Annotated in this window: 30 protein-coding genes and 1 pseudogene; 18 read left to right on the top strand and 13 right to left on the bottom strand. The window is 68.9% G+C overall.

The features are described from left to right. Positions 1–10: 10 nt before the first annotated feature. A complete protein-coding gene (locus ACFOWZ_RS39860; protein WP_382379148.1) occupies positions 11–676 on the bottom strand; it encodes a CBS domain-containing protein in 666 nt (221 codons plus the stop codon). Positions 677–831: 155 nt separating this feature from the next. Between ACFOWZ_RS39860 and ACFOWZ_RS39855 the strand changes: the two genes are divergently transcribed. Next, a complete protein-coding gene (locus ACFOWZ_RS39855) occupies positions 832–1200 on the top strand; it encodes an ArsR/SmtB family transcription factor (protein ID WP_382379147.1) in 369 nt (122 codons plus the stop codon). Between the two features lie 307 nt (positions 1201–1507). On the opposite strand, the gene ACFOWZ_RS39850 is transcribed toward ACFOWZ_RS39855, so the two are convergent. From ACFOWZ_RS39850 to ACFOWZ_RS39830, 5 genes are all read right to left on the bottom strand, one after another. Then, positions 1508–1915, bottom strand: a complete 408-nt coding sequence (locus tag ACFOWZ_RS39850; protein WP_382379146.1) for a four-helix bundle copper-binding protein — start codon at positions 1913–1915, stop codon at positions 1508–1510. 148 nt (positions 1916–2063) lie between these two features. Then, positions 2064–4286, bottom strand: a complete 2223-nt coding sequence (locus ACFOWZ_RS39845) for a heavy metal translocating P-type ATPase (RefSeq protein WP_382379145.1) — start codon at positions 4284–4286, stop codon at positions 2064–2066. Further along, positions 4276–5151 (bottom strand): hypothetical protein, encoded by an 876-nt coding sequence (locus tag ACFOWZ_RS39840; RefSeq protein WP_382379144.1) that lies wholly within the window; start codon positions 5149–5151, stop codon positions 4276–4278. Before ACFOWZ_RS39840 ends, ACFOWZ_RS39845 begins: the two co-directional genes overlap by 11 nt. A 24-nt stretch (positions 5152–5175) precedes the next feature. Then, positions 5176–5382 carry a heavy-metal-associated domain-containing protein gene (locus ACFOWZ_RS39835; RefSeq protein WP_030469930.1) on the bottom strand — a complete coding sequence of 69 codons (207 nt, stop codon included), beginning with the start codon at positions 5380–5382 and terminating at the stop codon, positions 5176–5178. A 37-nt stretch (positions 5383–5419) separates the two neighbouring features. Beyond that, the gene (locus tag ACFOWZ_RS39830) at positions 5420–5701 is read right to left on the bottom strand and encodes a metal-sensitive transcriptional regulator (protein ID WP_030469931.1); all 282 of its coding nucleotides are present in this window, start codon (positions 5699–5701) and stop codon (positions 5420–5422) included. 175 nt (positions 5702–5876) lie between these two features. Here ACFOWZ_RS39830 and ACFOWZ_RS39825 point away from each other — a divergent pair. Both ACFOWZ_RS39825 and ACFOWZ_RS39820 read left to right on the top strand, forming a co-directional pair. After that, positions 5877–6845, top strand: a pseudogene (locus tag ACFOWZ_RS39825) (multicopper oxidase family protein); the annotation flags it as partial. A 147-nt stretch (positions 6846–6992) separates the two neighbouring features. Further along, positions 6993–7388, top strand: a complete 396-nt coding sequence (locus tag ACFOWZ_RS39820) for a multicopper oxidase domain-containing protein (protein ID WP_382379179.1) — start codon at positions 6993–6995, stop codon at positions 7386–7388. A gap of 5 nt (positions 7389–7393) precedes the next feature. Here the strand turns inward: ACFOWZ_RS39820 and ACFOWZ_RS39815 are convergent, their stop codons facing one another. The 6 genes from ACFOWZ_RS39815 to ACFOWZ_RS39790 form a co-directional block, all read right to left on the bottom strand. Continuing rightward, complete coding sequence (locus tag ACFOWZ_RS39815; RefSeq protein WP_382379143.1) at positions 7394–8338, bottom strand: M56 family metallopeptidase; 945 nt, start codon at positions 8336–8338, stop codon at positions 7394–7396. Beyond that, complete coding sequence (locus tag ACFOWZ_RS39810) at positions 8335–8697, bottom strand: BlaI/MecI/CopY family transcriptional regulator (RefSeq protein WP_382379142.1); 363 nt, start codon at positions 8695–8697, stop codon at positions 8335–8337. The genes ACFOWZ_RS39815 and ACFOWZ_RS39810 overlap by 4 nt, the downstream gene beginning before the upstream one ends. A gap of 68 nt (positions 8698–8765) precedes the next feature. Beyond that, positions 8766–9698, bottom strand: a complete 933-nt coding sequence (locus tag ACFOWZ_RS39805) for a M56 family metallopeptidase (protein WP_382379141.1) — start codon at positions 9696–9698, stop codon at positions 8766–8768. Further along, the gene (locus ACFOWZ_RS39800; protein WP_382379140.1) at positions 9695–10057 is read right to left on the bottom strand and encodes a BlaI/MecI/CopY family transcriptional regulator; all 363 of its coding nucleotides are present in this window, start codon (positions 10055–10057) and stop codon (positions 9695–9697) included. Before ACFOWZ_RS39800 ends, ACFOWZ_RS39805 begins: the two co-directional genes overlap by 4 nt. Positions 10058–10183: 126 nt before the next feature. Continuing rightward, positions 10184–10792: a DUF305 domain-containing protein gene (locus ACFOWZ_RS39795; RefSeq protein ID WP_382379139.1), complete on the bottom strand. Its 609-nt coding sequence runs from the start codon at positions 10790–10792 to the stop codon at positions 10184–10186. A 56-nt stretch (positions 10793–10848) separates the two neighbouring features. Next, positions 10849–11226, bottom strand: a complete 378-nt coding sequence (locus tag ACFOWZ_RS39790) for a DUF6153 family protein (protein WP_382379138.1) — start codon at positions 11224–11226, stop codon at positions 10849–10851. Positions 11227–11388: 162 nt separating this feature from the next. Between ACFOWZ_RS39790 and ACFOWZ_RS39785 the strand changes: the two genes are divergently transcribed. From ACFOWZ_RS39785 to ACFOWZ_RS39760, 6 genes are all read left to right on the top strand, one after another. After that, positions 11389–12351: an NlpC/P60 family protein gene (locus ACFOWZ_RS39785; RefSeq protein ID WP_382379137.1), complete on the top strand. Its 963-nt coding sequence runs from the start codon at positions 11389–11391 to the stop codon at positions 12349–12351. A 3-nt stretch (positions 12352–12354) separates the two neighbouring features. After that, positions 12355–13059 carry a M23 family metallopeptidase gene (locus ACFOWZ_RS39780; protein ID WP_382379136.1) on the top strand — a complete coding sequence of 235 codons (705 nt, stop codon included), beginning with the start codon at positions 12355–12357 and terminating at the stop codon, positions 13057–13059. Between the two features lie 57 nt (positions 13060–13116). Further along, the gene (locus ACFOWZ_RS39775; RefSeq protein WP_382379135.1) at positions 13117–13617 is read left to right on the top strand and encodes a DUF4396 domain-containing protein; all 501 of its coding nucleotides are present in this window, start codon (positions 13117–13119) and stop codon (positions 13615–13617) included. Between the two features lie 111 nt (positions 13618–13728). Beyond that, the gene (locus ACFOWZ_RS39770) at positions 13729–15129 is read left to right on the top strand and encodes an MFS transporter (RefSeq protein ID WP_382379134.1); all 1401 of its coding nucleotides are present in this window, start codon (positions 13729–13731) and stop codon (positions 15127–15129) included. A gap of 252 nt (positions 15130–15381) precedes the next feature. Next, complete coding sequence (locus ACFOWZ_RS39765) at positions 15382–16782, top strand: DHA2 family efflux MFS transporter permease subunit (RefSeq protein ID WP_382379133.1); 1401 nt, start codon at positions 15382–15384, stop codon at positions 16780–16782. Positions 16783–16801: 19 nt separating this feature from the next. Next, complete coding sequence (locus ACFOWZ_RS39760) at positions 16802–17380, top strand: TetR/AcrR family transcriptional regulator (RefSeq protein WP_382379132.1); 579 nt, start codon at positions 16802–16804, stop codon at positions 17378–17380. On the opposite strand, the gene ACFOWZ_RS39755 is transcribed toward ACFOWZ_RS39760, so the two are convergent. Next, the gene (locus ACFOWZ_RS39755) at positions 17372–17857 is read right to left on the bottom strand and encodes a DUF2269 domain-containing protein (protein WP_382379131.1); all 486 of its coding nucleotides are present in this window, start codon (positions 17855–17857) and stop codon (positions 17372–17374) included. The two genes, ACFOWZ_RS39760 and ACFOWZ_RS39755, sit on opposite strands and share 9 nt — an antisense overlap. A 180-nt stretch (positions 17858–18037) precedes the next feature. On the opposite strand from ACFOWZ_RS39755, the gene ACFOWZ_RS39750 reads away from it, so the two are divergent. From ACFOWZ_RS39750 to ACFOWZ_RS39710, 9 genes are all read left to right on the top strand, one after another. Next, a complete protein-coding gene (locus tag ACFOWZ_RS39750) occupies positions 18038–18616 on the top strand; it encodes a TetR/AcrR family transcriptional regulator (protein ID WP_382379130.1) in 579 nt (192 codons plus the stop codon). Between the two features lie 185 nt (positions 18617–18801). Beyond that, positions 18802–19014, top strand: a complete 213-nt coding sequence (locus tag ACFOWZ_RS39745) for a DUF2933 domain-containing protein (protein ID WP_382379129.1) — start codon at positions 18802–18804, stop codon at positions 19012–19014. Further along, positions 19014–19670 carry a methyltransferase family protein gene (locus ACFOWZ_RS39740; protein WP_382379128.1) on the top strand — a complete coding sequence of 219 codons (657 nt, stop codon included), beginning with the start codon at positions 19014–19016 and terminating at the stop codon, positions 19668–19670. Before ACFOWZ_RS39745 ends, ACFOWZ_RS39740 begins: the two co-directional genes overlap by 1 nt. After that, the gene (locus tag ACFOWZ_RS39735; RefSeq protein WP_382379127.1) at positions 19667–20104 is read left to right on the top strand and encodes a hypothetical protein; all 438 of its coding nucleotides are present in this window, start codon (positions 19667–19669) and stop codon (positions 20102–20104) included. Before ACFOWZ_RS39740 ends, ACFOWZ_RS39735 begins: the two co-directional genes overlap by 4 nt. A 5-nt stretch (positions 20105–20109) precedes the next feature. Further along, complete coding sequence (locus ACFOWZ_RS39730) at positions 20110–20538, top strand: hypothetical protein (protein ID WP_382379126.1); 429 nt, start codon at positions 20110–20112, stop codon at positions 20536–20538. Beyond that, a complete protein-coding gene (locus tag ACFOWZ_RS39725; RefSeq protein WP_382379125.1) occupies positions 20535–21176 on the top strand; it encodes an ABC transporter ATP-binding protein in 642 nt (213 codons plus the stop codon). Before ACFOWZ_RS39730 ends, ACFOWZ_RS39725 begins: the two co-directional genes overlap by 4 nt. After that, a complete protein-coding gene (locus tag ACFOWZ_RS39720; protein WP_382379124.1) occupies positions 21173–22636 on the top strand; it encodes an ABC transporter permease in 1464 nt (487 codons plus the stop codon). Before ACFOWZ_RS39725 ends, ACFOWZ_RS39720 begins: the two co-directional genes overlap by 4 nt. Further along, the gene (locus ACFOWZ_RS39715) at positions 22633–24033 is read left to right on the top strand and encodes a multicopper oxidase family protein (RefSeq protein WP_382379123.1); all 1401 of its coding nucleotides are present in this window, start codon (positions 22633–22635) and stop codon (positions 24031–24033) included. Before ACFOWZ_RS39720 ends, ACFOWZ_RS39715 begins: the two co-directional genes overlap by 4 nt. Beyond that, positions 24030–26297, top strand: coding sequence for a heavy metal translocating P-type ATPase (locus ACFOWZ_RS39710; RefSeq protein WP_382379122.1), 2268 nt, complete (start codon positions 24030–24032; stop codon positions 26295–26297). The genes ACFOWZ_RS39715 and ACFOWZ_RS39710 overlap by 4 nt, the downstream gene beginning before the upstream one ends. Positions 26298–26344 lie beyond the last annotated feature (47 nt).

The raw sequence follows: 26344 nt of genomic DNA, 5'->3' as shown, positions 1-26344 counted from the left end.
GACAGCGGTCCTACAGTCCGGTGATCATCAGGTCGTCGACGTCGAAGGTCAGCCTGTTGCGCACCGCGATCACACCCGGAACCGCACGCGCGATCCACTCGGCCCGCTCGGTGGCGCTGCGCAGACACAGCGAGCCGTCCAGTGTGACCAGGCCGCTGGACACGCGCACCGCGACCCGGTGCACTGTCGACGAAGCTGGAAGCAGCTGCCGTTCGAGGTCAGTGCGGATCGCGTCATCGCCACGGAGGAACAGTCGCAGCGCGTCGCGCCGGGTGAGGATCCCCACGAGCGTGCCCGAACAGTTCACCACGCACAGCGCGTGTGCACGCCCAGTTGCAAGCTGCCGCAGCGCGGCACACAGACTCACACCCTCCGTGACGGTCGCCGCCGGGGTGGTCATCAGATCAGCTGCGGCAGTAGCGGACGACTTGTGCCACCGCGCCCGCGTGAGCGCGCCTCCCAGGACCGGCGGATTCGCCGCGCCCCCGCGGAACTCCAGCTTCGTCGCCAGATCCTCCTCGGACACGATCCCCACCGGTCTGCCGGCCGGGTCCACCACGGGGATCGCGCTCACCTCGTGAGCGATCATCAAGCCGACGAGTTCCTTGAACGGAGTGTCGAGCGCCGCGGTGATGACCCGCCGGCACATCACATCCGCCGTCTTGGGCTCGCTCATACCTGCCCTCCCGCAGTCGTGCGAGGTGACCAGGATTGCTGACTTGGTAAGATTAGCAACTGCTGAACCCTGTTGAAATGCATCCCGAGTCGCATCCGCAGGGATCAACCAGGGAGGATCAGCACCATGACGACGGTCGAAGGGAAGGGGCACCGATGAGCAGGCCCCTGTACCAGGTCAAGGCGGAGTTCTTCAAAACCCTCGGCCACCCGGCACGCATCCGGGTGCTCGAGCTGCTCAGCGAGCGCGAGCACTCCGTCGCCGAGATGCTGCCCGAGGTCGGCATCGAAGCCGCCAACCTCTCGCAGCAACTGGCCGTGCTGCGCCGCGCCGGACTCGTCACCACCCGCAAAGAAGGCTCGAACGTCTTCTACTCGCTGACCAGCCCGCACGTCGCCGAACTGCTCGCCGTCGCAAGGCTCATCCTCACCGGCGTCATCACCGGTCAGATGGAACTGCTCGAAGACCTCCGCACCCCTGCGGCGACAGCGCCCCGCGGCAGGAGCCGCCGGTCTTCGAACTGAGTCGGTGTCGCTCGCTGAAGAGTGATCAGGCGCTGGTGTCGATCAGTCCGCTGATCTTGAGCCATCGTGGCAACCACCACAAGATCCACCCGGCGGTCTGCGGTAGATCGTCAACGGGGAGCGTGGGCGTCCGGACTGATCGAGCCGCTGCGCGTTCCTCATGGTGCGCGGTGCACCCCGGTCTCGGCTCTGAACGAGGGGGCCGGTGATGGTCGCGCTGGCCGCAGATCGAGCGATGGATCTCTTCGACGTGACTACGTCGTGGTGGTGGGGCCCGCGTGCAGCCCCACCACCTCATCATGCGGAGTCAGCTCAGGGAGGCGATCAGCTCCCGGCACGCGCGCTCGCACCGACGGCAAGCTTCGGCGCACACCCGGCAGTGCTCGTGGTGGGACGCGTGCTGTTCGCACTCGTCGGCGCACGTCTTGCACGCCGTGGCGCATGCTTCGAGCATGGCTCGCGTGACGTTCGCGTCGTAGCCCGTGTGCCGGGAAAGCACGCGGCCGGTGGTGTCGCAGATGTCCGCGCAATCGAGGTCTGTGCGGATGCACTTCACGAGCTCGGCGACTTGCTCCTCGCTCAGACATGCGTCCGCACACGCGGTACAGGCCTGAGAGCACTCGAAGCAGGCCTCGATGCAGCGCGCCAGCGCGTCGCGGTCGACTTCACCCAGATCGGCCGGGTAGGTCCGCAGCATTTCCATCGCCTGCGTCATAACGCGTTCCTCCGTTCTCGATCCAACGATCACGGAGTACCCGCACACGACCCCCATACGCTGATCAACGGAGGCCGGCTGTGCGGGACGCCCTCACGGACAGCGTCCTCGACCGGGTGGCCGAGGACGCTGCTTCGCGTGAAGTGGATCAGCTGCTGACGCTGCGGAATCCGCGCAGGCGCAGGCTGTTGCTGACCACGAAGACCGACGAGAACGCCATCGCGGCGCCCGCGATCATCGGGTTGAGCAGGCCGAGAGCGGCCAGTGGGAGCGCCGCCACGTTGTAGGCGAACGCCCAGAACAGGTTGCCCTTGATCGTCGCCAGCGTCCGGCGCGAGAGCCTGATCGCGTCCACGGCGGCCCGCAGGTCACCGCGCACCAGCGTGAGGTCGCTGGCCTCGATCGCGACGTCGGTGCCGGTGCCCATCGCGAGTCCCAGATCGGCTTGGGCGAGCGCGGCGGCGTCGTTCACGCCGTCACCGACCATCGCCACGACCCGACCCTCGTCCTGGAGACGCTTCACGACGTCGACCTTGTCCGCGGGCAGCACCTCGGCGATGACCTCGTCGATGCCGACCTCAGCGGCCACCGCCTTCGCGGCGGCTTCGTTGTCACCGGTCAGCAGCACTGGACGCAGGCCCAGCGTGCGCAACCCCTGGATCGCCTCCTTCGACGTGGGCTTCACCGTGTCCGCGACGACGAGCACACCGCGTGCCTTGCCGTCCCACGCGACGATCACGGCGGTGCGGCCCTGTTCCTCGGCTGCCTTCTTGGCCTCGGCGAGCGTCGAGTCGAGGTGAACGCTCCACTCGGCGAGCAGGCGTTCCCGGCCGACGAGCACGGCGTGCTCCCCGACGACGCCCTGAACGCCCAGCCCCTCCAGGTTCTGGAACTCCTCCACGGCGGGCAGGTCGCCGACCCGCTCGGCCGCGCCCCTGGCGATGGCCTTGGCGATCGGGTGTTCCGAGGCGTGCTCCAGCGCACCGGCCAGGCGGAGCACCTCTTCCTCGTCCTCGTCGGTGTGAACGCTGACGAGGCTCATCTGGCCCGTGGTCACGGTGCCGGTCTTGTCGAGCACCACGGTGTCGACACGGCGAGTCGACTCCAGCACCTCCGGGCCCTTGATCAGGATGCCGAGCTGGGCGCCGCGACCGGTACCGACCAGCAACGCGGTCGGCGTGGCCAGGCCCAGTGCGCACGGGCAAGCGATGATCAGCACCGCGACAGCGGCGGTGAACGCGGCGCCGACGCCGTTGCCCGTGCCGAGCCAGAAGCCGAGCGTGCCGACTGCGAGCGCGATCACGATCGGCACGAACACCGCCGACACCCGGTCGGCCAGGCGCTGGACCTCGGCCTTGCCGCTCTGCGCCTCTTCGACCAACCGGGCCATCTGCGCCAGCTGCGTGTCGGAGCCGACGCGGGTCGCACGCACGACGAGCCTGCCGCCCGCGTTGACGGTCGCGCCCACAACGGCGTCACCCACGCCGACCTCGACAGGGACGGACTCGCCGGTGAGCATGCTGGCGTCGACCGCCGAGGTGCCTTCCTCGATGACGCCGTCGGTGGCGATCTTCTCGCCGGGCCGCACCACGAACTCGTCGCCGACGCGCAGGTCACCGGTCGGGATGCGGACCTCGCGGCCGTCCCGCAGCACGGCGACGTCCTTCGCGCCGAGCTCGAGCAGCGCCTTCAACGCGGCACCCGCGCGTCGCTTCGAGCGCGCTTCGAAGTAGCGGCCGGCGAGGATGAACGTCGTGACGCCCGCCGCGACCTCGAGGTAGATGTTGCCGGCCCCGGACATCCGCTCGATCGTGAGCGAGAAACCGTGCGTCATGCCCGGCGTGCCCGCGGTCCCGAGGAACAGCGCGTACAGCGACCACAGGAACGCCGCGCCCACACCGACGGAGATCAGCGTGTCCATCGTGGCGGCGCCGTGCCGCAGGTTCGTCCACGCCGCCTTGTGGAACGGCCACGCGCCCCAGGTCACGACAGGTCCGGCCAGTGCGAGCGACAGCCACTGCCAGTAGGTGAACTGCAGCGCCGGGATCATCGCCAGTGCGATCACCGGCACCGACAGCACCACGGAGGTGATCAGGCGTTGCCGCAGCGATCGCGTCGGGTCTGCCTCTTCAACCTGGACGGCGTCTGAGGCAGGCGGTGCGGGCAGTTCGGCGGTGTAGCCGGTGTCCTCGACCACCTTCACGAGATCGGCGGGAGTCAGCTCGCCGGGGAAGGTGACGCGTGCCTTCTCGGTCGCGTAGTTCACCGACGCCTCGACACCGTCGAGCTTGTTGAGCTTGCGTTCGATCCGCGCGGCGCAGGAGGCGCAGGTCATGCCGCCGATCGAGATCTCGATGGTTTCAGTGGCCATGACCTTCTCCTTCCTCGTGGGTCTGCGGCGCGGCCGGAGTCGCGGTGCCCACCGTCGAGACGGTGAACTCGGCGGTGCGGACCTGGCCCTCGTGCTGGAAGTCCAGGAACAGCCGGTATCGGCCGGCCGTGGGAACCTCGACGGCGAACTTCACCTCGGCGCTGTCCTCGGGATGCACGTGCAGGTACGCGAGGTCGGCCGCACGCAGCGCGACCAGGTGTCCCTTCGCGCCCAGGTAGTTCTGCAGGTCCGTCACCGGCTTGCCGTTCTTGCTGATGGCGATGGTGACGGTCGACGCGGTGCCGGCGTTCAGCTCACCGTTGAGGGTCACCTCGTAGCCGTCGACGCTGAACGTGGTGCTGTCGGCGTAGGTGCGCGGCTGGTAGTCGCCCGCGACCTGGAGGTCGGCGCCGAGAGTGGTCTTCGGGCCGTCCTCCGGCTTGAAATCGGCGAACACCCGGTAGGTGCCGGCTTCGGTGAGCGTGAGCGGCACCGACCACATGCCGTCCGGCGTCATCTCCGGGTGCACGTGGCGGAACTGCGAGCCGTCCCTGCGGACGACGATCAGGTGCAGGCGCTTCTCGTGCTCCACGGCGAACTTCGTGACGGGCTTGCCGTCCGGTCCGCTGATGTGGAAGCCCAGGGACTCCTTCTCGTGCAGCTGCAGCGTGTAGCCGTTCTCCGAAACGGACAGTCCCGGTGGGATCTTCGCCGGTTCGGCCTGGTGCTCGCCGTGGTTCACCGCGCCGGCCGCGTCCGACGGGCTACCGCCGGACGGGCCGATCGCGGCACCGGCCGCCCAGGTCCCGCCGAAGACGATCGCCAGCGCGAGGCCGTAGGCGGCGACTTTCTGGCCGGTCTTCATGATCTTTTCCCCCTCGAAGCGGTCTCAGCCGACCAGCTCGTAGCCGGCCTCGGTGACGGCGGCACGCACCGCGTCCTCCGCGACGGGCGCGTCGCTGGTGATCGTGACCTTGCCGGTGGGGAGGTCGACGTCGACCTGCTGCACGCCGCTGATCGCGCTGACCTCTTCGGTCACCGAGCTGACGCAGTGTCCGCAGGTCATGCCCTTGACGGTGTAGGTGGACTCGGCCATGGGTCGTTCTCCTCGAAGAAGGGTGGGGATGGAGAGGTCAGGAGCGGACCAGGCGGGCGATGGCGTTGCTGGCTTCCGCGATCTTCTCGTCGGCTGCCGCACCACCGTCGGTGATGGCCTGGCTCACACAGTGCTTGAGGTGCTCGTCGAGCAGTCCCAGCGAGACAGCCTGCAACGCGCGAGTGGCCGCGGAGATCTGGGTGAGGACGTCGATGCAGTAGTCGTCGTTCTCGATCATCCGCTGCAGTCCGCGGACCTGGCCCTCGATCCTCTTCAGACGGCGCAGGTGGGCGTCCTTGTTGTCGGTGTAGCCGTGCACGTCTCGCTCCTGTCGATCGGTCCACCGCGCGGCCGGTCCGAACTTGACCGGGGGAACGGCGGGCGCTTGGGTTGAACATACCCTAGGGGGGTAGGGGTTTACCAGGGTTCGCGTGTGACGTGGTGCACGTCTGACATGTTCTACTATCAATCATAGTAGTTACCGACTTGATGGGATGGGCATGACCACTTCAGACAGCCGCGGTCCGATCGGACGCCGGAGCTTTCTCCGGCTCGGCGTCGGTCTCGCCGCCACGGCCGGGCTGACGGCGTGCGCGTCCAGTGCTGATCCGGCCGGTAGGCGCATCGGCCCTGGATCGCCACGGGTGGCGGAGGTGGAGCGGGCGCGGCGCCTCGCGGGTGCCCGCAGCACCTCGGTCACGCTCAACGCGGTCTCCGCCCGGGTGGACCTCGGCGGCGTCGAGGTCCAGACGTGGGCTTACGGCGGTCAGCTGCCGGGCAGGGAGATCCGGGTCCGGCGAGGCGAGATCCTGAAGGTCGAGCTGAAGAACCAGCTCCCGGAGCCGACGAGCATCCACTGGCACGGGATCGCGCTGCGCAACGACATGGACGGTGTTCCCGGACTGACCCAGGACGACATCGGTGTCGGTACGTCCTTCACCTACGAGTTCGCCGTGCCGGATGCGGGCACCTACTTCTTCCACCCGCACTCGGGTGTGCAGCTCGACCGGGGGTTGTACGCGCCGCTCGTCGTCGAGGACCCCGACGACGGCGCTGACTACGACACCGAGCTGGTGATCGTGCTCGACGACTGGCTCGACGGCGTCGACCGCACGCCGGACGCGGCGCTCGAGGACCTGAAGAAGAACGGCATGGGCGGCATGGACCACAGCGCCATGCCCGGTATGACCATGCCGAAGTCGGAACTGCTCGGCGGCGACGCGGGTGACGTCACCTACCCGCACGTCCTGGCCAACGGGCGGACCTTCCGCGACCCGCAGGCGATCGAGGCGAAGGCAGGACAGCGGGTGCGGCTCCGGCTGATCAACGCGGCGGCTGACACCGCGTTCCGGGTCGGCGTCCCCGGTTCCCGGCTCAGGATCACTCACACCGACGGCTTTCCGGTGCAGGCGCAGGAGGCGGACGTCGTCCTCGTCGGCATGGGGGAACGACTCGACGCGGTCGTGACCATGCCTGCCGGTTCCGTCCCGGTGCTCGCCGTGGCGGAGGGGCGGGACCAGTACGCCCAGGTGGTGCTGCGCGATCCTGCTGCACAGCCGGTCTCGGCGGATGACGGCCTGGTGAAGAAGCTGATGGCGTTGCCAGTCCTCATGTCGACGTCACTTCGCGCGGCGGAACGTGTCGCCCTGCCGGTGAGGCAGCCTGACGTGGTGCACGAGCTCGTCCTGGAAGGGCCGGGGGACAAGTACACGTGGACGATCAACGGCAAGGTCTACGACCCGAACGACGGGTTGCCGATCCGGGAAGGGCAGCAGGTCCGCCTGAGGTTCGACAACAGGTCGCAGATGTTCCATCCGATGCACCTGCACGGACACACCTTCCAGGTGCGCGCTGACGGGCCGCGCAAGGACACCGTGCTGGTGTTGCCGGGACGTGCCGTCGAGGTGGACTTCAAGGCCGACAACCCCGGCCAGTGGCTGACCCACTGCCACAACATCTATCACGGTGAAGCGGGCATGATGAGCGTCGTGTCCTATGTGGAGTAAGTGCTTCACGTGGGGCAGTAGAAGGTCGAGGTGAAGGCGAACAGCCCGATGCCCACCACTGCGGGTAGTGCCGGTGCGGCCACCACCGTGGCCACCAGGGCGCCCGCGCGCAACCACGGCCTGGGACGTGACGCGCGTGCCAGCCTGCTGAGCCGAAGCTCGACGCAGTTGTCCGCCATGCCGAGAGCGCCGGCAGGCGAACCACCGGTCGTCACGCGCATGAGGGCCGAGCGCACCGTCTCCGCGCCGTGGGCAGCGGCGGCTGCGGAGTCCGCGGCCATCTCGACCAGCACGCGGATGGCGGCAGGGGCCTGGCGCATCAGCGGCACGAACGGCATGGCTGACGCTGCCGCGTCGGCGAGGCCGGTCAAAGCGTGGTGACGGCCGCGGAGATGAGCCCGTTCGTGTGCGAGCACGGCCGCGACCTGCTCGTCGGACAGGTGGTCCGTGAGACCGGTGGTGGCCACGATGAACGACGGTCGTCCGGCGACGCTGTACGCCAGCGGCTGGCCGTGGTCGAGCCACATGAGCGGCTCGTCGCCGGGAGTCCGCCTTGCCGCGAGACGAAGGAGCCCCAGTTGCCTGCTGTGGAGCTTGATCGCCTCTGACCGCCGTCGGAACGCGGCCAGGCCGAATCTGGCCAGCGCGCCGGCGATCAGCAGTGCACCGAACGTGCCCAGCACGTCGTCGAGCGCGGGAACGCTGCCGTGGGTCATGGCCGACCAGCACTCGTGCACCCGGTCGAGCAGCCAGCGCGCAGGCCCGTGGCCCGGGACGAGGATCAGCACGACTCCACTGAGCGCGGTGAGCAGCACGCTGAAACCGGTCGCGAACCACCACGCGATCACCACGGACGGCGCGACCTGGCCGGCGGTCATGCGTTCGAGGAATCGTGGCGCGGTGAACCCCACGATCGCGGCACCTGCCAGGAGTGCGACGGCGAGGATCACTGGTCCGCCGCCGTGTCGTCGAGGGCGCGGCGCAGGACCTCGGACTCGCGCGGTGAGACCGACCGCGCGAACCTCAGCAAGACCGACTCCGGATCTTTCGTGGAGTCCAGCAGTTCGCGCAACGCGTTGGCCACCGCGTCCTCCCGGCTTCTCGTGGCGACGTAGCGGTACGCCCTGCCGTCTCGTTCCCGGGAGACCCAGCCTTTGCGGTGCAGGTTGTCCAGGACCGTCATCACCGTGGTGTAGGCGAGGTCGCGTTCGGTGTTGAGCACGTCCAGCACGTCACGAACCCGCTGCGGGCCGGGATCGCGCCACAGCACTTCCATCACGGCTGTTTCCAGCTCGCCGAGTCCTTGCATCACACGCCTCCGTCGCCGTCCAGCAGCATTATCTACTAACCGGCTACGTAGGTGGTGCTTGTTCCGCTCTAGCTGTACGGGCAGACCATCAGCATCAGGGCCGTCAACGCGCCGACGGCCGCGATGGCGGGCAGCGCCATGGCCGCGGCTCCGGCGAGACCGCACGACAGCAGCCTCCGCACCGTGCTCGGGGCGCTGCGCCGCTGCTGCAGCCGCGCGAGCCTGGTCTCCACCGCGTCCCTGCTCATCGCCAGGGCCGCGCCAGGGACACCGTGCCCGGCCACTCGCAGCAACGCGACGCGCACGTTCTCCGCGCCGTGAGCACGCACAGCCGCTGTGTCGGCCGCCATCTCGACGAACTCGCGGACCGCGATCGCCGCCCGTTTGAACAGCGGCAGGAACGGCAGGGTGGCGGCCACGACGTCGCCGATGGTCACCAGGAGGTGGTGGCGTCCCTCCAGATGTGCCCGTTCGTGGGTCAGCACGGCCTCGACCTGCGCCGGGGTCAGGTGGCGGTGCAGCCCGTCCGTGGCGACGACGACGCCTGGTCTTCCCGCGAGGCTGAACGCCAGTGGACGGTCGTGCTCCAGCCAGAGCGTCGGGTGCGGGCCCGGATCCCGGCGGGCCGCGATCCGCAGGACGTCCAGGTGCTGCCGGCCCTCGTGCGCCCGCTGGCGTGCGGTGCGGCGGCCCACGACGGCGACACGGGCGAGCAGAGCTGTCAGCAGAGCCGCACCCGTCAAGCCGCTGACCGCCTCGACGGTGGGGCCGCTGCCGTGCTGCAACGAGTCCCAGCAGTGGTGGAACACCGTCAGGGCCCCGAGCCCGTGATCGGGGAGGAACAGCAGGAACACGGCGCCGGCGGCCGTGACGATCACGGCGACGACGGAAACGAGCCACGCGACCAGCGCCACCACCGGGTCCGCGAGCCGAACGAGCTGGCGGGGTGCCAGCCACCCGACCAGAGCGGATCCGAGGAGGAGCGCGAGGGCCACTGTCATTTCTTCGGGGCCTTCCTCCGCAACGCTTTGCGCAGCACGTCGGACTCCTCTGCGGAGGCCGTCTGAGCGAAGTGCAGCAGGGCGGCCTGCGGGTCACCGGAGGCGCTGAGGATCTCGCGCACCGCGTTCGCCGCGGCCTCGGCGCGGGTCACTGTCGCGGCGTACAGGTAGGCCTTGCCGTCGCGCTCGCGGGTGAGCCATTCCTTGCGGTGCAGGTTGTCCATCACCGTCATCACGGTCGTGTAGGCGAGGTCCTTGCCGGTGTCGAGGCGTTCGAGCACCTGACGCACCCGCAGCGGCTCACCGGCGTGCCACAGCACGTCCATCACCGCTGCTTCCAGTTCACCCAGTCCGCGCATCGCACACCCTTTCAGCGGGGCCAAGAATACGCGACAGGCCGTTCCGGATCTTCACGCCAAGACCTGTGCCGCGGTGGGGCGGCGGACGTGGTTCCCTCCACGTCCGCCGCCCCACCGCTCACCGCGTCAGACCGCCTTCAGCAGATCCTGCATCTCGGCGATCTCCTTCTGCTGAGCGTCGATGATGTCCTGGGCCAGCTTCTTGGCGTCGGCGTTGCTGCCCTTCTGCAACTCCGTCTTCGCCATCGCGACCGCACCCTCGTGGTGCTTGATCATCATGTCGAGCCACATCTTGTCGAACGCGGCACCCTTCGACTGCTCGAGCATCTTCATGTCCTCGGCGCTCATCATCCCGGACATGCCGGGCATCGAGCCGTGGTCCATGCCCGGCATCGAAGTGGGTGCGCCCCACGCCTTGAGCCACGCGTTCATCTTCTGGATCTCGGGATCCTGCCCGCCCTCGATCCGCTTCGCGAGGTCGAGCACCTTCGCGTTGGTGCTGCGCGACGGCACGAGCTTCGCCATGTCCAGCGCCTGCTGGTGGTGCGGCACCATGCCCTGTGCGAACGTCACGTCGTCGGCGTTGTTGCCCGCGGCCTGACCACTGCCGGTGGCCGCCGGAGCGGTCGGCGACGAGCTGTGGTTCATGCCGGCCATGTCGTTCCCGCTGCACCCTGCGACGAGCGCGACAACAGCGGCCCCGGCGGCGGCGATCCCGATCAAGGACTTCTTCATTCCCGGTGTTCCTCATCTGTGCTTCGTGGACTGTGATCGCGTGGGAACCGGGCAGATCACAACCTCAGCACGCAGACGGAGCTGAGCAACGCGCGGCCACCGACGGGTGGTGGGCGACCCGGTGCGCGCGGCCACGCCGAGGACTCGTGAGTTCGAGCGGTGTTGCGGGGTGTCGAGCGCACCAGCAACCAGGCCAGAAGAAGCAGGGACACGACCGCGCAGAGCACCGCGACGCACAAATGCAGCATGTCGTGGCCGGGGGAGGAGGGTGCAGGCTCCTCGGGTGAGTGCTCGTGGTGCGCGGTCGCGGTCGCCATGCCGTGGCCAGAGCTCATGTCGCCACTGGTGGCGACGTGATGCATCCCGACCACGCCCAGGAACAGCACGCACAGCAGCAGCCACTGAGTGGCTGTGTGACGTGTGCCGGCGACCATGCAACTACCGTACCTAGTAGATCTCATCAACGTGTCTTACGGGTCCGGCACCCGGATCGGTTCAATCCCGGTGAACTACTAAGTCCAATAGTAGACAGTTGGGGTGAAGTTCCCGTAGCTTCCGCCGACGTGATGTTGCAACGAAGCAGTTTTCGAGGTTCGGTGGCTGCTGCCGCGGCTCTGGTGCTCGCCGGAGCCGTTCCGGCGGGAGCGCAGCCGGCGGTCGATCCGGTCAAGCAGTACGAGGAGCTGAGCGGGCAGGCGGAGAAGCTCAACGACGAGGTCCTCAAGGCGCAGGAGAACCTGGACGCGAAGCAGGTGGAGCTCACGCAGGCGACCGCGGACGTGAACGCGGCGCGGCGTGCCGCGGAACAACTGCGTGGCCGGGTTGACGTGCTGACGGAGTCGACGTTCCAGGGAGCGCGGTTCAACCAGCTGTCCGCGCTGCTCGTCAGCGACTCCCAGCAGGACTTCCTCAACCGGATGTCCGCACTCCGGCTCCTGGCCGCGGACAACGCCGAAGCGCTCGACGCGCTGTCCACGGCGGTCGCGAAGGCGGACGAGCAGCAGCAGCGTGCAGAGCAGTCGGCGAAGGAGGCCGCCAAACACGCGGACGAGCTCAAACAGCGAAAATCCGACCTCGACGGTCGCATCGGCGAGCTGCGCAAGGCGGTGAACAACCTCAGCTCCGCGCAGAAGTCTTCGCTGGGCATGGGGCAGGTCAAGGACACCGGCGCCTACCTCGGGCCGCCCGGTGCCGCGAACACGGCGCTGCAGGCCGCGTTGTCCAAGCGGGGCTCCCAGTACCAGTGGGGCGGAAACGGCCCGAACGCGTTCGACTGCTCAGGGTTGACGAAGTGGGCGTACGCGGCGGCCGGGATCACGATCCCGCGCGTGGCGGTGGATCAGTACCGTGTCGGCAAACCCGTCGCGCAGAACGAACTCCTGCCCGGTGACCTGGTGTTCTACGACGACGGAACCGGCAATCCCGCGGCGATCCACCACGTGGCGATGTACGTCGGCGAGGGCAAGATGGTGGACGCCCCGACCGAAGGTCAGCTCGTGGACGTGCGTGCGATCCGCGGTGACGGCCACTACATCGGCGCACGCCGAATCGTTGGCTGACCAGTGGCGAAACACGCCGCAGCAGCCCGTCCCCGGCTGTCCGCTCACCTGGTCATCGCCGGTGTCGCCGCAGGTGCCGCGGTCTCGGCCTTTCAACTCGACGTGTCCGCGCCGGCTCCGCAGGTGAACGCCGGCGTGGGACTGGCTGCGAACCTGTCCGGCCTCGGCGGGGACGTCACGCCGACCCTGTTGCTGACCCGTGCGCCCACGCACGACGAGGTCGGCCAGCTCAAGAAGAGCATGCGCATGACCGAGCAGCGGGAGGCCGAGGCAGAGGCCCGGCGCAAGGCTGCCTACGAGGCCGAGCAGGCGCGCAAGATCAAGGTGTTCGCTCCGACCGCGGGCACGATCACGTCGAACTACGGTCCGCGCTGGGGAACGACGCACTACGGCCTCGACATCGCCAACCGGATCGGCACGCCGATCCGGTCCACCATGGACGGTGTCGTGCTGGAAGCCGGTCCCGCGAGCGGTTTCGGTCTCTGGATCCGGGTGCGGCACACGGATGGAACCACCGCGATTTACGGTCACATCAACAGCTGTTCCGTCCGTGAAGGACAACGGGTGAGTGCCGGTCAGGTCATCGCCGAGATGGGCAACCGCGGCATCTCGACCGGTTCGCACCTGCACTTCGAGCTGTGGGACCAAGCCGGACGAAAGCTCGATCCGCTGGCGTGGCTGCAGGGCAAAGGAGTCCAGCTCGGATGAACACTTGATACGGGTACCCCCCAGGGGTATGGTTCGCTCCGAACTGAAGGAGGAGTCATGAACCACGGCGCCGCACCCGCGAGCCTGACCAGGCAAGCCATCTCCGCCACGCTGCACTGCCTCACGGGCTGCGCGATCGGCGAGGTGCTCGGCATGATCATCGGTACCGCGCTGGGCTGGTCGAACCTCGCCACGGTCGCGCTGGCCGTCGTGCTCGCGTTCTTCTTCGGGTACGCGCTGACCATCCGTCCCGTGCTCAAGTCGGGTCTGCCGCTGAAGGCGGCGATCGGCGTCGCGCTGGCCGCGGACACCGTGTCGATCGCCGTGATGGAGATCGTCGACAACGCGGTGATGCTGCTGGTGCCGGGCGCGATGGACGCGGGTCTGACCAGCTGGCTGTTCTGGACGGCACTGGCCTTCGCGCTCGCCGTCGCCTTCGTGATCACCGTGCCGGTCAACCGGTGGCTGATCTCGCGGGGCAAGGGGCACGCGGTCGTGCACCAGTACCACGGTGGTCACGACCACGAGGCTCACGAAGGTCATCACGACCACCACTGATGTCGTCGCTGGAGCCGGGATGAGCCCGGCTCCAGTCCTCACCTGACAAACGTTTCTGACCGAGGTACACGTGTGTCGGTCAGATACCCCCTACCGGTATGGAGTATCGAAATGTCTGAGGTGCAGCAATCGCAACGGCGGTGGTGGGCCTTGGCGCTCATCGCGGCCGCCCAGTTCGTGGTGATCATGGACACGTCGATCATCGGGGTGGCCCTGCCGCGAATTCAGTCCGACCTCGGGTTCTCGCAGGAGAACCTGTCCTGGGTGTTCAACGCCTACGTCGTCGCCTTCGGCGGCCTGTTGCTGCTGGGTGGCAGGTTGTCCGACCTGTTCGGTGCCCGGCGGATGTTCGCCACCGGATGGTTCGTGCTGTTGATCGGTTCGGTCGTCGCGGGTGCGGCGGGCGAGATCTGGGTCGAGCTGGCCGGACGGGCACTGCAGGGCGCGGGTGCCGCGCTCATCGCGCCGTCGGCGTTGACCCTGCTGATGATGCTGTTCGGCGGTGAACCGCGGGAACTGGGCAAGGCGCTCGCTCTCTACGGTGCCGCGGCTCCCGCGGGCGGTACGGCCGGCGTGTTCCTCGGCGGTGTCATCACCGAGTACCTGAGCTGGCCGTGGGTCTTCTACATCAACATCCCGATCGCGGTCATCGCCCTGGTCGCGATCCCTGCGCTGATGCCCGCGGGTGCCGCTGGACGCGGTTCGACCGACCTGCTCGGCGCGGTCACCGTGACCGCCGGTCTCGCAGCCGCCGTGTACGCCGTCGTGCGTGCTCCGGAAGCGGGCTGGGGATCGGTCGAGACGATCGCCGGCCTGGCCGCGGCGGTGGCGCTGCTCGGCGTGTTCGTGGCCGTGCAGGCGAAGAAGAAGGCACCGCTCGTGCGGCTCGCGATCTTCCGCACGCCGAACCTCGGCGCGGCCAACACCGCGCAGCTGCTGCTCGGCGGCGCGTGGATCCCGATGTGGTTCTTCCTGAACCTCTACCTGCAGCAGGTGCTCGGCCTGGGCGCGTTCGCCAGCGGTTCGGCGTTGCTGCCGATGACCGTGCTGATCATGCTGCTGATGGTCGCCGTCGCACCGCGCCTGACCACGCGGTTCGGCGCCAAGCCGATGGTCGTCGCCGGACTCGTGCTGCTGGCGGCGGGCCTCGGCTGGCTGGCGCTCGTGCGCCCCGACGGCACCTACTGGGCCGACGTGCTGCCTGCCTCACTGGTCGCCGCGGCCGGCATGTCGCTCGCGTTCGTCCCGTCACTCGGCACCGCCATCTCCAGCGCGCGCCCCGAAGAGGGCGGCCTCGCATCGGGCATCGTCAACACCAGCTACCAGATCGGATCCGCACTGGGCCTGGCCGCGATGACCGCCGTCGCGGCGTCGTTCACCAGCCTGACCGACGGCATCTCGGCTGCCTTCGTGGGTGCCGCCGGTATCGCCGTCCTCGGTGCGTTGATCGCCGCAGTGACGGTGCGAGGCGCCCGGTCCGAAGCTCCTGAGCGCGAGACGGCCGCGGTCTGACCTCGTCCACGGTCGTCGCCCACGCCAGGTGGGCGACGACCACTACCGCGTCAAAGCGCACAGCGAGGGCGCGCGTGACGTCGACGAGCTGCGCGAGCACGGCTGGAGCGACCGCGTCATCTCCGACGCCGTGGGGCCCGTTCAACCTGGTCACCGGTATCGAACCCAACTAACTCGAACAACACTGTTCGACTTGTGGCGGATGCTGGCGTACCTTAAGTCGAACAGTGATGTTCAACTTAAGGAGTGGGCATGACCGGCGTGGCCGTGCGAACGAACTGGTGGGTGCTGGTGCTGCTGAGCCTGGCGCAGTTCATGGTGATCCTGGACGTGACGGTCGTGAACGTCGCGCTCCCGCAGATGGCGATCGACCTGGGCCTCGACCGCGCGGCGCTGACCTGGGTGGTGACCGCGTACACGCTGTGCTTCGGCGGCCTGATGCTGCTCGGCGGCAGGCTGGCCGACACCGTGGGCAGACGCCGGGTGTTCCTGGCCGGGTTGGTGGTCTTCACGATCGCTTCGCTGGCGTCCGGCCTGGCCGGCAGTGCGACGGCGCTGGTGGTCTCGCGGGCTGCACAAGGCGTTGGTGCCGCGTTGCTGTCTCCGGCGGCGATGTCGATCCTCACCACCACCTTCCGCGGGCCCGAGCGAAACCGCGCGCTCGGCGTGTGGGCGGCGATCGCCGGAGCCGGTGCGGCGGTGGGCGTGCTGCTGGGTGGCGTGTTCACCGCCGGCCCCGGCTGGGAGTGGGTGTTCTTCATCAACGTCCCGGTCGGCGTGCTCGTCGCCGTGATGCTGCCGCGTCTGGTCCCGTCCGGCCGAAGTGGACAGTCGGCGTCCGGTGTGGACGTGCCAGGAGCGCTGACCGTGGTTCTCGGTGTGGGAGCGCTGATCTACGGGTTGGTGCGCGCCGGTGACACGGGCTGGGGCGGCGGCAGCACGCCGTGGTTCCTGGCCGGGGGAGTGGCGTTGCTGGCGGTGTTCGTCCTCGTCGAGCGCCGGGCCGCCCGCCCGCTGGTTCCGTTGTCGCTGCTGGGCAGGCGGCCGGTGGTCGCGGGCAACCTGGTGATGCTGGCGGCGTCAGCTCTGCTGCTGGGCAACTTCTTCCTCAACTCCCAGTACCTGCAGCACGTTCTGGGACTCGACGCGTTGCAGACCGGGCTGATCTTCCTGCCGGTCGCGCTCGTGATCGGCCTCGGCACCCACCTGGGTGTGCGCGTGGTGAGCCGGTTCGGTGGACGCCCCGCGGTCGCGGCCGGGTTCGGCCTCGCTGCCGTCGGGGCGGTGTTGCTCGCTCAGGTCCCCGCGTCCGGAAATGCAGTGCTGGCAGTGCTTCCCGGCTTCCTGATCTCGGGCCTCGGGCTCGGCGCGGCGTTCGTCACGGCCACGACCACTGCCATGGCGCACGTCGGCCCGCACGACGCGGGCGCCACGTCCGGACTGGTCAACACCGGCCACGAGCTGGGTGCCACGCTCGGCATCGCCTTCGTGTCCACGATCGCCGCGCAGAGCCTGCAAGGCGGCGGCGTGACCGGGTTCGGTGCCGCGTTCACCGCGACCGCAGTCGTGGCAGCAGTGGTCGCGGTCGGTGCGACCCTGCTCGTGCCCGCCGGACGGCCACCCGCGACGGACGGCCCGGTGTTCGCGCACTGAGGTCCGTAGGCTCTCGGTCGTGGCCACCACGCAGACCCGGCGCCGCGCCGACGCCGAACGCAACATCGCCGCCATCCTCGACGCGGCCCTCGTGTCCTTCACCGAGGATCCGCAGGCGAGCATGGCGGCGATCGCGCGTGCCGCCGGCGTCGGCCGCGTCACCCTCTACGCCCACTTCCCGTCCCGCGAGGTCCTGCTGGAAGCCGTGCTGGACCGCACGATCGCGGCGGCGGGCGAGGTGATCGAGAAGGTGACTCCGGGTGAGGGTCCTGCCACAGACGCGTTGCGGCGCCTCCTGCAGTCGTCCTGGCACGAGCTGGACCAGCACCGCAAACTCTTCGACCTGGCTCAGCGCGAGCTCGGCGCCACTCGGCTCAGGCAACGTCACCGCGAGGTCGTCGACCACGTCGAATCGCTGCTGGTCCGCGGACAGCAGGAGGGCGTGTTCCGCTCAGACCTGCCGATGGCCTGGCTGGTCACGACCGTCTACAGCCTGCTGCACGCCGCAGCCGACGACGTGAACGCCGGTCGCCTCGCTGCCGAAGAGGCCGCCGGTGTGCTCGAAGCGACCTTGCTTCCGGCCCTCGCGTCACGCTGACCTGCCGAAGCGGGTCACACCACGCGGCTTGTACACCGCGAGCACCAATGCCACGACCAGCAGGGCGAGCGCTCCGGCGGAGTGCAGCACGAACGTCGGCGACCGCAGCGGCCCGATGTCCGCGGCGGAGTCCCCGGCGATGTCCGCGAGTTGACCGACGGTCTGCGTGTAGAGCAGCAAGACCGCCGTCGCGAACGCGTTGAGAACGAGCTTCAGCAGCACCCAGTGGTGCCGGAACAGACCCCAGGCGGAACCCGAGGACGAGATCAATCCGGTGAGCAGTGAGGCGACCGCGAACGGAACGATCACGTACCAGACCACGGGTTCCGCGACGAGGTGAGCGCCGCGCACCAGCCGGTCGTCCTCCGCAGTGACACCCACGAGCGCTAGTCCGAGAAACGTCAGCACCGCGCCGAACCAGCCGACCGAAGCGCCGATGTGTGCGGTGAGCGCGACCTTGCGGGCCCGTGGCCTCATCGGTGCATTCCAGGGCCGTGCTCGATCGGGAGCAGGAGCGCCACGACGACCAGTGCGACGACGACGGCCACGACGATCCACATGATCTTCGCCCAGCGGGGTGTGTCAGCCATGCAGAACAGTTTACGAGACAGTGTGTCTTTCTCAATACATAGTGTCTCGATCCCGTAGGATGTGGTTGTGCCGAAGCTGTGGAACGAGACGATCGAGACGCACCGCCGGGAGGTGCGACACGCGATCCTGAACACCACCGCGGCGCTGGTCGCTGAGCGCGGACTGCTCAACGTCACGATGTCGCAGATCGCGGAGCAAACCGGTATCGGCCGCGCGACCCTCTACAAGTACTTCCAGGACGTCGAGTCGATCCTGCGCGCGTGGCACGGCGAGCGGATCGCACACCATCTCGCGCACCTGATCGCGGTTCGCGACCGCGCGACCGGTCCTGGCGAGCGACTGGAAGCGGTGCTCGAAGGGTTCGCGGACATCTCGCGCCGGTCGCGCGGGCACTTCGACGCCGATCTCATGGCCGTCCTGCACCGGGACGAGCAGGTCACCGGCGCTCAGGCGCAAGTCCAGGACATGATCCGTGACCTCGTGGCCGACGCCGCGCAGGCCGGAGAGGTTCGCGACGACGTCGAGCCCGGTGAGCTCGCGACCTTCTGCGTCCACGCGCTCATCGCGGCGGGCAATCTCTCCTCCGAGGACGCCGTGCGCCGGCTCGTCGCTGTCACCCTTGCAGGGCTCCGTCCGGCTGACTGAGTGCTCCCGGTCGAGCCATGCCTTTAGGCTGCTAGAAAACCTCCTAAGATCCGTCGTAGGTTTCGACAGGGTCTCAGTCCCGTTCGGGACGGGGACCTTCGGACTTCCGCGCTGGCGACGAGCTGCTCTGCTGACCCGCTTTCCGGGCGGCGATTCTCGAAGCAGTCGAGGATGAGGAGGACGCCGTGAAGCGCAAGCAGCTGGGTCTGTACGCGATCGCCCTGGCGATCCTGATCGTCGGTCTCGCCTTCGCCGGTGTGCCCCTTCAGACAATGCTGTTCGGTCTGTTGGTGCTGGCCTGCCCGCTGATGATGATGTTCATGATGGGTGGGCACGGCGGCCGTGGTGGATCTGACGACCAGCACCACGATCAACGCCACACCACCGGCGGGTCGTGATGGCTGATGCCGCCTACGGGCTGTGGCCTCTGGTCGTCCTGAACATCGCGTTGTTCGTGATGTTCGCGACGAGCTTCTTCCGGCCGCGCACCAAGCGGGACTGGCGGGCGATGGGCGCGTTCACAGCGTTCCTCGTGGCCCTGTTCACCGAGATGTACGGCATCCCGCTGACCATCTACCTGCTCGGATCCTGGCTCGGTTCGCGATTCCCGCTGCTGAAGGACACCCACGCGGGCGGGCACTTGTGGAACGACCTCACCGGCTGGACCGGTGATCCGCACCTGAGCCCGTTCCACCTGGCCGGCTACATCGCGATCGCCGGAGGATTCTGGCTGATCTCCGCTGCGTGGGCTCGCCTGCACGAAGCCGCCAAGGAAGATCGGCTGGCCACCACGGGCCCCTACGCGCGGGTGCGCCACCCGCAGTACGACGGTTTTCTGCTGGTGATGATCGGCTTCCTGTTGCAGTGGCCCACCATTCCCACGCTGATCATGTTCCCCATCCTGGTCGTGGTGTACGCGAGGCTTGCACGAAGCGAGGAACGCGAGGTCGCACAACGGTTCGGCGAGGAGTGGTCCGCGTACGCCGATCGGACCCCGGCCTTCCTGCCACGCTTGCGCGCAGTTCCGGCTGTACGCGCCCGGAGCCGGCGATGAACACGAAAGCGATCTGTGCCGGGATCCTCGGAGCCACTGGCCTGGCTTTGTTCTACGCGGTGGTCGTCGGCTTCGCCGGCGGTCTCGCACACCTGGGGCAGCAGACCCTCGACGACTGGCCGTGGCTGCTGCTGATCCTGTCCGGGTTCGGCACCCAGATCGGGTTGTTCGTCGAGTTGCGGCGGCGTGAGCGACTGCACGCGGACGTGCGCGCCGCGACCGGAGGCGGAGCGGGCGCCTCGGCCGTCGGCATGATCGCCTGCTGTGCCCACCACGTCGCGGACCTCGCGCCGATCATCGGTGCGTCCGGCGCCGCCGTGTTCCTGACCGAGTACCGGATTCCGATCATGGCGATCGGAATCGCGATCAACGCGCTCGGTGTGTTCCTCGCGGCGCGCAGGCTGCGCCGCACGTCAGTCCCGGTTGGACGGTGAGCAGAATGGTGCACATCACCACGTCGTGGCGCGGAGTCGCCGTTGTCGTCGCGATCGCGTTGGTCGTGCTCGGAGTGGTCGCCTGGTTCCTCACCCGTCCCGAACCAGGTCAGGTAGAGCTGGGCAGCCGGACCGTCCAGGCCGGCGAGGTCGAGGTCACCATGACCGCGCTGACGCTGGACGGCTCCGGCGCCACGTTCCGGATCAAGTTCGACACCCACACCGTGGACCTCGGCCTCGACCCGGCCACCGCGGCTCGGCTGACCGTCAACGGAACGAGCGTGAACGGAGCCCGCTGGGACGGGCAGGGCCCCGGCGGCCACCACCGCGAGGGCACGCTCAGCTTCGCCACGCCCATTCCCGCCGGAGCAGCCGTGGAGCTGCGCATCACCGGACTTCCCCAGGACGCCGTCGGCAGCTGGAGCGCGCCATGACCACCACCGCACAACCGGTGCGAACCGCCGTGCTGGAGGCGAGCGGCATCGAGAAGAGCTATCGGCACGGGTTGCGACACCGCCAGAACGTGTTGCGCGGCGCGGACATCACGCTGCTGCCCGGTGAGGTTGTCGGCCTGGTCGGGGAGAACGGCTCGGGCAAGTCGACGCTGATGAAGATCCTCGTCGGCGCTCTGCGGCCGGATGCGGGAACTGTGTCGATCGCCGGCCGGCTCGGGTACTGCCCGCAGGAGCCGGTGTACTACGAGCGGCTCACCTGCGACGAACACTTCGAGCTGTTCGGCCGGGCCTACCGGATGAGCCAGGAGGCCGAGCGCCGGTCGCGGCGTGAGCTCTACGCGGCACTCGGCTTCGAGCGCTACGCGTCCACCCGTGCGGATCAGCTCTCCGGTGGCACGCTGGCAAAACTGAACCTGGGACTCGCGCTGCTCGCCGACCCCGAGGTGCTGCTGCTGGACGAGCCCTACGCCGGGTTCGACTGGGACACCTACCTGAGGTTCTGGGATCTGGTCGCACGTCGTCGTGAGCAGGGCCGCTCGGTGCTGATCATCAGCCACTTCGTCGCCGACGAGGAGCGCTTCGACCGCATCGTGCACCTGCGGGACGGCCGGACATGACCGCGCTGCCGTTCGTGCGCCGCTTCCTGGCCGACTACGCCCGCAACCCGGTCAACCCGCTCGTGCTCGTGCTGGTGCCGGTGGTGTTCGTCGTGGTCGCGGCCGGGTCGATGGCGGAGGCCGCCGAGCTGCTCGGCGGGACCGGGCCGTCGGTCGAGACCGCCACCGCAGGATGGGCCGCAGGCTTCCTCGCGGGCATCGCGCTGTACTTCCAGCTGCGGGCGGCCAGGGCCGCGGACCGCAGGCTCGTGCTCGCGGGGATGCCGGCCGCACGACTGGTCGCCGCACGGGTCACCACTGGTCTGGCACTCGCCGCGCTGGCCTCCGCCGCCGCGCTGGCAGCGCTGGCCGCCAGGACCGGGATCGAGGAGCCGGGGCGGGTCGCCGCCGGGACGCTGATGTTCGCCGTGATCTACCTGGCGATCGGAGCGGTCACCGGTGTGCTGGTGCGCAATCCCGTCAACGGCACGGTGCTGATCCTGTTCGTCTGGATCCTCGACGTGTTCTTCGGGCCCGCGCTCGGCTCACCGGACCGGCTCGCGACGCGCTGGCTGCCGACCCACTTCGTCACGTTGTGGATGGTCGACCTGCCGTCCCGGCACGGCGGCCAGGTGAGCGACCTCGGCTGGGCGCTCGTGTGGACGGCCGGCGCGCTGGTGTTCGCGTGTCTGGTGGTCACGGCGGTCACGAGAGCTGCCCGCCGACGTCGAGTGCGGGCAGGGCAGTTCATCATCGCGTTGCGCATGGGACTGCGTGACTACCGGCGCAACCCGGTGCTGTGGGTACTGCTCGTCGCGGTGCCTGTCGTGTTCATCTGGCTGTCCAAGGTGATCACACCCGACGACACCATGGTGCTGTCCCTGGTGGACGACGGTGTGCGGCGCCCGTTCTCGTTCTGGCTGCCCGACGTGCACGCCGGCACGATGACCCCGATCGCCATCGCCTCACTGGCTGCGCTCGCAGGGTTGTTCATCGTCCTCGACGCCCGCGCGGGTGACCAGCGCCTCACCCTCGCCGGCTTCCGCACGCCCACACTGCTCACCGCGCGCCTGGGCGTGATCGGTTGCGCCGTCCTGCTGGTGACCGCGGCGTCGCTGCTGGTCACCGCGACCGTGTTCGACGCGGAGCAGTGGCCGGTCTACGCGGGCGGCAACGCGTTGCTCGCGGCGACCTACGCGCTGATCGGGGTGTGCATCGGACCGGTCTTCGGTCGCGTGTCCGGAGTGTTGATCGCGTTCCTGGTGCCGTTCCTCGACATCGGCATCGCGCAGAGCCCGATGCTGCGGGCGGAACCACCGGACTGGGCGCGTTTCCTGCCGGGCTACGGCGCCGATCGCGTGCTGCTCGACGGCGGGCTGACCACGAGTTTCGACGAAACCGGGGCGTTGCTGCCGGGGCTGGGCTGGCTGCTCGGGCTCGGCGTGCTGGCGACCTGGCTGTTCCGGAAGGCGACCGCATGAGCCCCTTCACCCGCCGGGCCTTTCTCGGCGCGACCGTTCTCGGCATCGCCGGCTGCACCGCCGCCGAGAACCCGCTGGTCCTGCCCACGGATCCACTGGTCGAGCGCACCGAGACGGCCCGCGGAGGCACCGGCCGCACCCGTGCGGTCACGCTGACTGCGACCGAAGGCCAGATCGACCTGGGTGGCCCGGTGGTGCGCACCTGGACCTACGACGGGGTGCTGCCCGGCCGGGAGATCCGCGTCGGCGCCGGGGACCTGATCGAGGCGAGGTTGGTGAACCGGCTGCCCGCGGACACGTCGGTGCACTGGCACGGTCCGGCGTTGCGCAACGACATGGACGGCGTGCCTCCGCTCACCCAGGCCGCGATCAGACCAGGTGCGGACTTCACCTACCGGTTCATCGCTCCGACTCCGGGCACGTACTGGTTCCACCCGCACACCGGCACCCAGCTCGATCGCGGCCTGTACGCCCCGCTGATCGTGGAGGATCCGGCCGAACCGGGCGCGTACGACGCAGAGTGGGTGGTCGTGCTGGACGACTGGCTCGACGGCACCGGCACCGACCCGGACCAGGTGCTCGCCGGCCTGCGCAAGCGCGGCGGTCACATGATGCACGGTGCGTCCGCGCTCGGCGGCGACGTGGCTCATCCGCACCACTTGATCAACGGCCGTGTCGCGTCTGCGCCCCTCACGTTCGCAGCGAAACCCGGCCAACGTGTCCGCATGCGGCTCATCAATGCCGGTGCCGACACCGCCTACCGCGTCGCGCTGGCCGGACACCGAATGACGGTCACGCACACCGACGGCGTCCCCGTCGTCCCGGTGGACACCGACGCCCTGGTCATCGGCATGGGTGAGCGTTACGACGTGCTGGTCACGCTGGCTGATGGTGTCTTTCCGCTCGTGGCCGTAGCGGAGGGCAAGAGCGGCGCAGGACTGGCCGTCGTGCGCACCGGTGCGGGCACCGCGCCGGTGCCCGACGTGCGGCCGGCCGAACTGCGCGGCAAGGTCGTGGGATACGACGAGCTCAAGGCGACCACACCGCTGCCTTCGCGGAAGCCGGACGTGGTGCACCGGCTGGAGCTGACCGGGGGCATGATGAGCTACGAGTGGGGCATCAACGGCCGCTCGGACGGCCTGCAAAGGGTCCGAAGTGGACAGCGCGTGCGCCTGGAGTTCGTCAACACCACGATGATGTGGCACCCCATGCACCTGCACGGCCACACGTTCCAGTTGAACGGTCCGCGCAAGGACACCGCCGTCGTGCTCCCCGGCCAGACCGTGGCGTGCGAGTTCGACGCGGACAACCCCGGCCAGTGGATGGTCCACTGCCACAACGCCTACCACGCCGAAGCCGGGATGATGGCCGTGCTCGGCTACGAGGAGCAGCGATGAACTCCGTGGTGCTGGACGTCAGCGGACTGCACTACGCCACCGAGCAGAACGTCGTCAACGCCAAGCTCGGCAGGCAACCCGGCGTGCACCACGTCGAGGTGAACCCGGCCGCACAGACCGCGACCGTGCACTTCGACCCGGACACGACCTCCGTGGCACAACTGCGTCAGTGGGTGATCGACTGCGGCTACCACTGCGCCGGCCAGTCGGTCCCCAACCACATCTGCGATCCCACCGCGGAACCGGGAGCCGAGCACTCGCCGCACGAGATGATGGGCCACGGCGGGCACGCGGGCATGTCGATGGCCGCGATGGTCGCCGACATGCGCAACCGGTTCCTCGTGGCGGTGCTGTTCTCGATCCCGATCGTGCTGTGGTCGCCCATCGGCACCGAGGTGTTCGGACTGCACCTCCCGACACCGTTCGGAACGCGCGCGGACGTGTGGTCGCTGCTGCTGAGCCTGCCGGTGATCTTCTACTCCTGCTGGATCTTCTTCGACGGCGCCTGGAGGGCGCTGCGGGCCCGGACACTCGACATGATGGTGCTCGTGGCCGTCGCCGTCGGCGCGGGCTGGCTGTACTCGGTGGTCATCACGCTGACCGGCGGGGGAGAGGTCTTCTACGAGGCCGCGACCGTGCTGGCCGCCTTCGTCCTGTTGGGACACTGGTTCGAGATGCGCGCCCGCGGCGGCGCCAACGACGCGATCCGCACGCTGCTCGACCTGGCGCCACCGAAGGCGGTCGTGCTGCGGGACGGCGAACCGGTCGAGGTGCCCACAGCCGAGGTCGTGGTAGGTGACCTGTTGCTCGTGCGGCCCGGCGCGAAGATCGCGGTGGACGGCGTCGTCGAGGAGGGCGAGTCCGAGGTCGACGAGTCGATGGTGACCGGCGAAAGCCTGCCCGTGCACAAGGCTCCGGGCTCGATCGTCGTCGGCGCCACGATCAACGCCAACGGCACCCTGCGGGTCCGGGCGACCAAGGTCGGCTCCGACACCGCGCTCGCGCAGATCGTCAAACTCGTGCAGGAGGCCCAGAACTCCAAGGCTCCTGGCCAACGACTCGCGGACCGGGCGGCCTTCTGGCTGGTGTTCGTGGCGCTCGTCGGCGGAGGTCTCACGCTCGCAGCCTGGTTGCTGTCCGGTGCCTCGTTCGCCACGGCCATGCTGTTCGCCATCACCGTCGTAGTGATCACGTGTCCCGACGCTCTCGGCCTCGCCACCCCGACCGCGATCATGGTCGGTACCGGCCTCGGCGCGAAACGCGGGGTGTTGTTCAAGAACGCCATGGCTTTGGAGACCTCCGCCCGCATCGAGGTCGTGGTGGTGGACAAGACCGGCACCCTGACCAAGGGCGAGCCGGAGGTCACCGACGTGATCACCGACGGCTTCGGCGAGGACGAGCTGCTGCGCCTGGTCGCCGCCGTCGAACGCGAGTCCGAGCACCCGCTCGCCGAGGCCATCGTCCGCCGCGCCGCAGACCTCGACGGGCTGCGGGCGGCTCGATTCGAGAACGTCCCGGGGCACGGAGCGATCGCGGAGGTCGACGGCCGGCGTGTGGTCGTCGGCAACCGGCGGCTGCTCGAGCGGGAAAGCGTGGAGCTCGGCCCGTTGGCGAGCCGCCGGGACGAGCTCGCCGCCACCGGCCGCACCGCGGTGCTGGCCGCGATCGACGGTGTGCCCGCCGGAGTGATCGGCATTGCCGACGCGCCGAGGGAGACCTCGGTCGCGGCCGTTCAGGCGCTGCACGACCTCGGCGTCGAAGTCGTGATGCTGACCGGCGACAACCACGCCACCGCCCAACGCATCGCCGCGCAGCTCGGCATCGACACGGTGATCGCCGAGGTGTTGCCAGGGGACAAGGCTGCGAAGGTGGCCGAGTTGCAGTCCAGCGGCCGGCGCGTCGCCATGGTCGGCGACGGTGTCAACGACGCTCCCGCGCTGGCCCAGGCCGATCTCGGCATCGCCATCGGTGCCGGGACCGACGTGGCCATCGAGACCGCCGACGTGGTGCTGATGCGCTCTGATCCGCTCGACGTCCCGATCGCGCTGCGCATCGGTCGCGGCACCCTGCGCAAGATGCGGCAGAACCTCGGCTGGGCGATCGGCTACAACACCATCGCGCTGCCCATCGCGGCCGGCGTGTTCGTTCCGGCCTTCGGCCTGATGCTGCGTCCCGAGATCGCCGCTCTGTCGATGTCCGGGTCCAGCGTGATCGTCGCTCTCAACGCACTCGCGCTCAAGCGACTGCGGCTCCCAACCAGATGACTGTCAAGAGTTTCCGGTCGGCAGAACGGGGAGCCGCTCGACGAACT

It is taken from the genome of Lentzea rhizosphaerae (assembly GCF_042649515.1).
Taxonomy (GTDB): Bacteria; Actinomycetota; Actinomycetes; order Mycobacteriales; family Pseudonocardiaceae; genus Lentzea; species Lentzea aerocolonigenes.
This window is presented reverse-complemented; position numbering and strand designations above follow the sequence as displayed.